This is a genomic window from Moorena sp. SIO3H5 (assembly GCF_010692395.1).
Taxonomy (GTDB): Bacteria; Cyanobacteriota; Cyanobacteriia; order Cyanobacteriales; family Coleofasciculaceae; genus Moorena.
In genome coordinates, this window is the sequence record NZ_JAAHHS010000469.1 from 1 (window position 1) to 5,564 (window position 5,564).

General features: G+C 42.6%; 6 protein-coding genes. 2 read left to right on the forward strand and 4 right to left on the reverse strand.

The window, feature by feature from the left end; translation table 11 throughout:
- The coding region (locus tag F6K52_RS31435) for a DNA cytosine methyltransferase (protein WP_293088176.1) at positions 1-329 on the forward strand (329 nt) is incomplete at its 5' end.
- Between the two features lie 290 nt (positions 330-619).
- Here the strand turns inward: F6K52_RS31435 and F6K52_RS31440 are convergent.
- Together F6K52_RS31440 and F6K52_RS31445 are read right to left on the reverse strand one after the other, a co-directional pair.
- Positions 620-844 carry a hypothetical protein gene (locus F6K52_RS31440; RefSeq protein ID WP_293088178.1) on the reverse strand — a complete coding sequence of 75 codons (225 nt, stop codon included), beginning with the start codon at positions 842-844 and terminating at the stop codon, positions 620-622.
- 276 nt (positions 845-1,120) lie between these two features.
- Entirely contained in the window at positions 1,121-1,699 is a 579-nt protein-coding gene (locus tag F6K52_RS31445; RefSeq protein WP_293088180.1) for a Uma2 family endonuclease, read from the reverse strand.
- A gap of 200 nt (positions 1,700-1,899) precedes the next feature.
- Between F6K52_RS31445 and F6K52_RS31450 the strand changes: the two genes are divergently transcribed.
- Positions 1,900-2,022 (forward strand): hypothetical protein, encoded by a 123-nt coding sequence (locus F6K52_RS31450; protein ID WP_293088182.1) that lies wholly within the window; start codon positions 1,900-1,902, stop codon positions 2,020-2,022.
- On the opposite strand, the gene F6K52_RS31455 is transcribed toward F6K52_RS31450, so the two are convergent.
- Both F6K52_RS31455 and F6K52_RS31460 read right to left on the reverse strand, forming a co-directional pair.
- Positions 2,019-3,668 (reverse strand): tetratricopeptide repeat-containing sulfotransferase family protein, encoded by a 1,650-nt coding sequence (locus tag F6K52_RS31455; RefSeq protein WP_293088184.1) that lies wholly within the window; start codon positions 3,666-3,668, stop codon positions 2,019-2,021. The two genes, F6K52_RS31450 and F6K52_RS31455, sit on opposite strands and share 4 nt — an antisense overlap.
- 8 nt (positions 3,669-3,676) lie before the next feature.
- Positions 3,677-5,134 carry a tetratricopeptide repeat protein gene (locus F6K52_RS31460; protein WP_293088186.1) on the reverse strand — a complete coding sequence of 486 codons (1,458 nt, stop codon included), beginning with the start codon at positions 5,132-5,134 and terminating at the stop codon, positions 3,677-3,679.
- Between the last annotated feature and the right edge of the window lie 430 nt (positions 5,135-5,564).

The following is a 5,564-nucleotide window of genomic DNA, read 5'->3' on the forward strand; positions in this document are numbered from 1 at the left end:
TAGAACCTGATTCATTAGGTAGTTTTGACCTTGAGCATGTCTTAAGAAAGGGAGCAAGAATTTATCCAGGACATACTGGCAGTTACATTGATATGCCTTCCAAAGCGTTAAAGGCAGGAGATCATGGTGTACCTGGAGGAGAAAATATGATTCGTTATCATGATGGTCGAGTCCGCTATTACACCACTTATGAAGCTAAGCGAATCCAGACTTTCCCAGATAATTATAAAATTTTCGGCTCATGGACAGAAGCAATGAGGCAGATAGGCAATGCTGTACCTGTAGAACTAAGTCACCATATCGCTGATTCTTTAGTCAAGGTTATCTAGCATTTTTATGTAAGTTGTAAATATAGGATTGATATCAAAAGGGAGCAGGGAGCAGGGAGTAGGGAGCAGGGAGTAGGGAGCAGTAGGGGGTGCATTTCATATTTTTAAAAAGCAAAAAAAAATAGCCGTAGAAATACTATCCACGGCTATTTCAGTAAACACTATGTCATGTCTCTCACTTTCCGAATCAATCCGGATGTGATCCTATTTTATTGGGCAAAGGTCACAGTAAGCGAACAGACCTGAGCCTTTGCCGGGGGGAAAACCCCCCAGAAATTTAACCTAACCTATTAACGCCAAGTCGAATACTTGGTTGCAAAACTAATTACTTGCCCTGGAATTCCGGTTGCCTGCAAAGGGCTCCAGTCGGAAACCTTTGCATAGCCCAGTGCATGAAGGGAGTAAATAGTTTTGGTGACTCCTTCAGGAGAGCCCTTAATGTACTTAATACGTTGTTTCTTTGGGTTAGACTCCTCAGGATTATTGTTTTGATTCGGGATAAAGTTTTGAGACATGGTTAAGAACCTGAATTATGTTTACAATGATTATTGTAATGATTATAAATTTATTTGTCAAGGGTTTTTATAAATTTTTTTTTGGGGAGGTAATTTGAGAATGAATTTAAAAAAACGAACGCATAACTTTAGGGAACGCAGGTAAGCTGATGTAAATTTAAATTCGTTATTTCTTCCAGACCCGGTGGTGCGTTACGGGACGGGCTATCTCAACACTGACTGCGAAACGTAATATCAGGGCGAGCCGTCCCTAACGCACCCTACGCAGCTGCTATATCAATTAGCACTTATTACCTGTAAAGCTGTAAACTTAAAATCACCGAAAGTCTGGGAAACAATCTGCTCATTACCCCGAAATTTTTGTTTTTCATAACAACCATTGTTTAATACCAGCACAGTTACTAACTGCTCTTGGGGGTCAATAATCCAATATTCAGGAATAGCCCTTTCTTGGTATTGTTGTACTTTCTCTACATAATCACGTCGGTAGTTTTCATCCCTTTGGTTTTTGTAGGGGCTAACTACTTCAGCCACAAACTGTGGGGGAAGCATATCAAGGGTGATAGTTAGGCGTTTTTCGGTTTGGATAAGATGTTCTTCTCTAATCACTACCAAATCTGGATAGCGGTTTTGAGGATTTCCTGGAACTTGTAATTCACAATTGTGCATTTTAATTAAACGGCGGTAAACTAGTTGGATTAATTCATCCCTTAGCCACATTACCCTCCAATTATTTGGTTCACTCTCAGGAGGCAATTCTACTAACTCTCCATCAAATAGCTCATAACGGTTATCTGTGCCATCATCATATTCCAGGTATTCCTCAAAAGTGAGTTTGGAGGTGGTTTTAACCATGGTGATTTTAGGGAAAAGGGAACAGGGAACAGGGAAAAGGGAACAGGGAACAGGGAACAGGGAGCAGGGAGCAGTGAAGTCAGAAGAGGGAAGTGGAAAAAAATTCTGTGTATATCATTACCCTAGAAACTGCTAAACTCACCTAAATCCTACAGTTTATAACTTAACATTTTTTTAATAGCGATCGCAGGTAAGCTAATTTGAATTTAAATTGCTTATTTCCTACTCCCTACTCCCTACTCCCTACTCCCTACTCCCTACTCCCTACTCCCTACTCCCTGCTCCCTTTCTGTCATAACAAATTCCAATCAAAACCAGCCTAATCCCAATTAAACTTTATTCCCAAATACTCTTCTAACTTCTGATTATGAGGTCGAAAAAAGTCACTTAAAGTTTGTCTCAATTCCTGACTAATGGGAGTGTAAGATCTACCATTGCATTTGGGGTATTGAAAAAACGTCTGATCAGATAATCCCAAGAAATCAATGATGGTACTCATGACAGTCTTGGGATTGCTATAGAAGTCTTCACTCTTCACTATTAAAAATTGTTCTCTTGGAAAAATTTCCATCCATCGTTTTAACTTATAGACGTAAAGACTTCCTAATAAATTATTTGGGTGTCGATACCCAATCTGTAATAGCTCTGATTCTGTTAAGGTTTCCAGTCGTTGCTTTTCTAGAGCTAGGGCATCTTCTAGACTGCGCTTTTCTCGGCCATGATAAAAATTGTGATAGTAACAAGAGATGGCGCGATTAACGGGATTTCTCAATAAAACAATCAGCTTAACGTTAGGGAAAAACTGAAACATCCGTTGAGCAGATTCAGTGCAGTCAAAATAATTAGGACTTGCTTCCCCAGCTAAGAAATTAGGAGTGTCGGTAATGGATGGAAAATGAGCGAGATACCAATCAATCCCTTGATTATAATATTTACTGAAAAAATTTAACTCTTTTTTATGAGGAGATATAATTTGTGGATAACGACTCAGATACATATATAATGAAGATGTACCACATCTGGCCGCTCCAATAATAACGAAGTCTGGACCATGCTCTTTTTTAGGTTTCCAGTCAACCTCGGCAAGGTTGGGATGGGATGCAACTGCTTTTTTGTAAGCGCTAGTTTGGTAACAGCTAATCGCTTCTTCAAGTTGCCCTTGCTCGGTTAGCACATCCCCTAAATTACCCCAAGCTAGAGGAAAATCTGGTTCCCGTTCGATGCACTGTCGATAAAAGGTGATAAGTTGCCCTAACTGCTCTGATTCAATCCAGGTGTACTGTAGGTCTACATAAGCTCGCTTAAAACAGGGGTCAAGCTCAATCGCTTTTTGATAAGACTCTATGGCTTCTTTGAATCGACTTTGCCCTCTGAGGAGTTGACCCAACTGATGATAATCTTTAGCGCTAGGGTTGGGATTACTATCGACCACTTGTCGATAATAGTTCATGGCTTGGTGATTTCGGGGATTATTCTCGACCGCTTGTTGATAAAGTGCGATCGCATCTTCCATCTTTCCCTGGGATTTGAGTATCTCCCCCAGACGATAGTAAACTTGCAGTAAATTGGGCTTTAACTGAAGCGCTTGTCGATAACAGGTGATGGCTTGGTCTGGTTTGCCTAGAGACCACAGCCTGTTGCCCAACTTAACATGCTCCTCTGGTTTAGCCCAATGTGGCTCTAGGGTTAGGGCTTGATACCAACACTCGGTAGCCTCGTCCTGTTGACCAGTCTTAGCGAAAACCCGAGCCAAGTTACGGTAAGCTCCAGCAAATTTGGGGTCAATAGCGATCGCTTTTTCGTAACATGCGATCGCATCTGGCCACTGTTGCTGTTGAGCATACAGACTACCGCGATTAGCATGGTCTTTAGCCAACTTTAATTGAATTTTCACCACCTTGAGCTGGCCCTGGGTTTGGTCAACAGAATCGTGATCATGACCCGAAGAGTGCTTGATATCCCTTGACATCGTTACCGTTAAGACGCTATCTTTTTCACAATCAGTACACGATCCTGATGCAGAATCTCAAACTGACCCTTAACTGAATCTAGAAACCTATTAATCCCAATTTTAGGCGCTTCTTGTGGTTTAGCAGGATTGCTCCATCCATAGTTATTAACGATCATCAGCCCCCCAACCTTGAGCAGCTTCCAACAAAGTAAAGCATTTTGCTCAGCAATGGTAGCTTTTTGACGCCTGTCGCGAATATTAGCTAAATCATAGCAATTGCTATCAATGGAATTAAGCAACTGCTCAGGTTTTCCCTCTAACCTAGTCACCTTTTCGGCTGCTCCAGTTTTAGCGATATTGGCAGCAAACTCTTCCTGAAAGTATGGCGAAACACAGGTTAATCGAGCTGAGGGGTTAGTGAGGATTTTATCAAGTAACCAACAAGCGGAATTACCTTGAAAACTCCCAATTTCCAGACACTGAGCATCAGCCACACCAGCTAGGGGCTGCAAGTGTTTTTCCCAGACCGGAATTTTAAAGGTAAACTTATCCTCGGTGAATCGATAATCCTTCTGAGCACACTGATCCCAACCCCGCAATTGAGCAGCTTTTTGATAACAACTGTAGGCTTCAGTAAACTCACCTTTTTTTACCAAAGTATCCCCGAGTTTAACATAAGTCCAGGGATAGTCACCCACTGTCGCAATTACCGCACGGCATGAGACAATCGCTTCATCCCACTTCTGCTGTTGAATCAACAGTTGGATCAGTTCCCGATAAGCTCCAGGAAAATTTGGATCAACCTCAATCGAGCGGCGAAACGCTGCAATCGCTGTGTCCACCATTCCTTGTTTGAGCCAAATCCCAGCAATTTTATAGTGCCCCTTAGCTTGATTTGGGTCAAGGTCGAGTAACTGACGATAACATGCGATCGCATTCTCCCACTTGCCCTGGGCTATCAAACAGTCTCCTAACTCGTAGTAAGCTGCCCATAAGCTGGAGTCACGCTCAATCGCATTTTGGAAACAAGCAATGGCTCGATCCGGTTTACCCTGACCCAGGAACGCTGTCCCTAGTTTATAATGCCCCTGAGCCTTTGCTGATTGGGGTTTCAGGTTCAGAGTCTGATACCAACACTCAATTTCCTCGTCTTTATTCCCCAGCTGAGAATAGATTTCTGCCAAACTCCAGTAAGCCTCAGCAAAATCTGGCTGGAGGCGTATAGCATGATAGTAGGATGCGATCGCTTGCTGCCACTGTTGTTGGCTGGTATATAGACTACCGAACTTAGCATAAACTTGCACTAAATTCGGTTTGTCATCGAACACTCTAGAGTGCCAGAAAATTGCATCATCAAACCGACCCATCCCTTGCAAGATATTGCCTAAAACTCGGCAAGTCGAGGCAAAATCAGCTCCATTTGGGGATGGACTTTCCAAAGCTTGCTCACAAGCGGTAATTGCGTCAGTTAAATAAGTGTACATGAGATGGAACACCGGAATCGGGAATCGGGAATCGGGAATCGGGAATCGGGAATCGGGAATCGGGATGCAGTGCTACTTGATTAACTCTTGCCTCTTGCCTTCCCCTCCTGGGTGAGGGGGTTAGGGGTAGGTTCCTCTTCCCTCTTGCCTTTCCTTAGAAATAAAGCATGTTCACATCTCAAATCAAGCATTAAACAGTCAGCTCTCAGCGGTCAGTGGTCAGCCTTTGGCACCTCAAAGATCGTGGCACAGGCTTCTAGCCTGTGATGTCAAGCATAACCTGATTACTGATGCTAATAGCTGATAGCTGATAGCTGATAGCTGATTGCTAATTGCTGATTGCTAATTGCTGATAGCTGATAGCTGATAGCTGATTGCTGATTCCTGACCTACTAAAGTATCTCAAAACCCTCGTCAGTTTGATTAATTT

Coding starts and splice junctions, on each gene's coding strand:
- F6K52_RS31445 (WP_293088180.1), bottom strand. CDS start 1,699: ATGGTTAAAACCACCTCCAAACTCACTTTTGAGGAATACCTGGAATAT.
- F6K52_RS31440 (WP_293088178.1), bottom strand. CDS start 844: ATGTCTCAAAACTTTATCCCGAATCAAAACAATAATCCTGAGGAGTCT.
- F6K52_RS31460 (WP_293088186.1), bottom strand. CDS start 5,134: ATGTACACTTATTTAACTGACGCAATTACCGCTTGTGAGCAAGCTTTG.
- F6K52_RS31455 (WP_293088184.1), bottom strand. CDS start 3,668: ATGTCAAGGGATATCAAGCACTCTTCGGGTCATGATCACGATTCTGTT.